Raw genomic sequence first — 1809 nt, 5'->3', positions numbered from 1 at the left:
CGTGACACCGGGGGTACCAATACCAGGCCCAGCCCGAGCACTGCAAACCTCGTCGGAGGCTGGAGACTGTTCACGTAGCGATGAGGCCAATTTACGGATCGGAGGCAAATCGGACTTGCGCTTGAACAGAGTATCTACGGGCGCCCACCGTAGGGTCCGCTGTGCGGACCAGCGGACAAGCGCCGGCGCCGGTTGCCAAGCGCCGAGACCGGTGGTTGTGGATGGTCACCTGCGCCGCCGCCACGCGGTTCGTCGGCCGTGCGCTCGCTGGCGATCGTCCGCCAAGTGCTCGATGAGACCTACCGCGGCCCTTTGATGAGCGACCTCTGTGGGGGGCCTATCGCGACCTCGATCAGTGCGCCGTGCAGCGGAGTCTCGACGCGACCTGAGTCGATTTCAAGCATAATCCGCCGTCACGCCCTCCCGCCACCGGATGCCCGACCATGCCCCCAAGCCGCACCCTGCCCTGCCCCGCCCCTGTCCGCCCGGCACTCCTGGCCGCGCTGTGCGCCCTCTGGTGCTGGTCCGGGTCGGCCCCGGCCGCAAGCGCTTGGGCAACGGTCGCGACCCCGAGCCGGGGCCCGTCCCAGGTCATCGGGACCCCCGCCAATGGCTGCGTCGGCGGGGCGGGCGCCCTGCCGGAGAGCGGACCGGGCTTTGTGAGCGTGCGCCGTGCCCGTCACCGCTTCTTCGGCCATCCGGCCCTGCTGCGCCTGGTGCAGGACCTGGGGCGCACCGCGGCGCGGCGCAATTTCGGCCTCGTGATGATCGGGGATCTGAGCCAGCCGCGCGGCGGTCAGATGCCCTCCTCCCACCACAGTCATCAGAACGGGTTGGACGTGGATGTCTGGTTCACCCTGGCGCCGACGGCACCGGCGGCGCGGCGCTTGATGGACGACCAGCCGGACCCGCCGAGCATGGTCCAGCCCGGGACCCTGGTCAGCAGCGGCGCCTGGGGCGAGCCCCAGCGCTTCCTGCTGGAGACGATGGCCCGCAACCCGGCGGTGGACCGAATCTTCGTCAACCCCGGGATCAAACGCGCGGTGTGCGGCGAGGCGCAGGGCGACCGCACCTGGCTGCGTAAGCTGCGCCCCTGGTGGGGCCACGACGCACACTTCCATGTCCGCATCCGCTGCCCGGCCGGCAGCCCCCAGTGCGAGCCCCAGGCGGCGATCCCGGCGGGCGAAGGCTGCGGGGCGGACCTGGCCTGGTGGTTCAAGCCGGAGGCGACGGGCACCACCAGAAAGAAGGGTGAGCCCCGGGCCGCGCCCATCGCGCCCGCCGCCTGCATGGCCCTGCTGCGCGACAATTAGTTTCTGAATTCAGGTGATGCGCCGAAGCGAGGATGACATGAGTGATCTCAGCACACTGTATCAAACTGCCGAAACGATCACGAATGCCTACGCCGACGCGGCGCAGTTGGCCAGCGACGAAACCGCCCTGCCGCCGGAGACCTTCCCCAGCCACTGCCCTTACACCGTTGAACAATTGCTCGACAAGGGCTTTTATCCCGCCGCGCGCGCCATCGCTCCGGCCTTGATTTTGGCGTCCCGAATTACCGGTTATCGTTGGCCACGGGGAGGGGTCGCGGGACTGGTGGGGTGACACCAGCCCCCGTGCCCGCAGGAACGGTTCACTAATAAGTTAAGCAAGTTCATTAGGGAATGCTTGTGGCGTCGTTGTCGTTGTCGTTGTCGTTGTCGTTGTCGTTGTCGTTGTCGTTGTCGTTGTCGTTGTCGTTGTCGTTGTCGTTGTCGTTGTCGAGGTTATCGTAGCGCCCCGGATTCTCTCGCAACCCTAAGTGCATCG

Annotated in this window: 2 protein-coding genes; both read left to right on the top strand. The window is 67.3% G+C overall.

Annotated elements, in window-relative coordinates; all coding sequences use genetic code 11:
* Positions 1–443: 443 nt before the first annotated feature.
* Positions 444–1313 carry a penicillin-insensitive murein endopeptidase gene (gene mepA, locus QZY48_RS04065; RefSeq protein WP_295428054.1) on the top strand — a complete coding sequence of 290 codons (870 nt, stop codon included), beginning with the start codon at positions 444–446 and terminating at the stop codon, positions 1311–1313.
* A gap of 37 nt (positions 1314–1350) precedes the next feature.
* Positions 1351–1605, top strand: coding sequence for a DUF29 family protein (locus QZY48_RS04060; protein WP_295428052.1), 255 nt, complete (start codon positions 1351–1353; stop codon positions 1603–1605).
* Positions 1606–1809 lie beyond the last annotated feature (204 nt).

Source organism: uncultured Thiodictyon sp. (genome assembly GCF_903828115.1).
Classification (GTDB): domain Bacteria; phylum Pseudomonadota; class Gammaproteobacteria; order Chromatiales; family Chromatiaceae; genus Thiodictyon.
The sequence above is the reverse complement of the archived record's forward strand: the minus strand, read 5'-3'. Positions and strand labels throughout refer to the sequence as shown.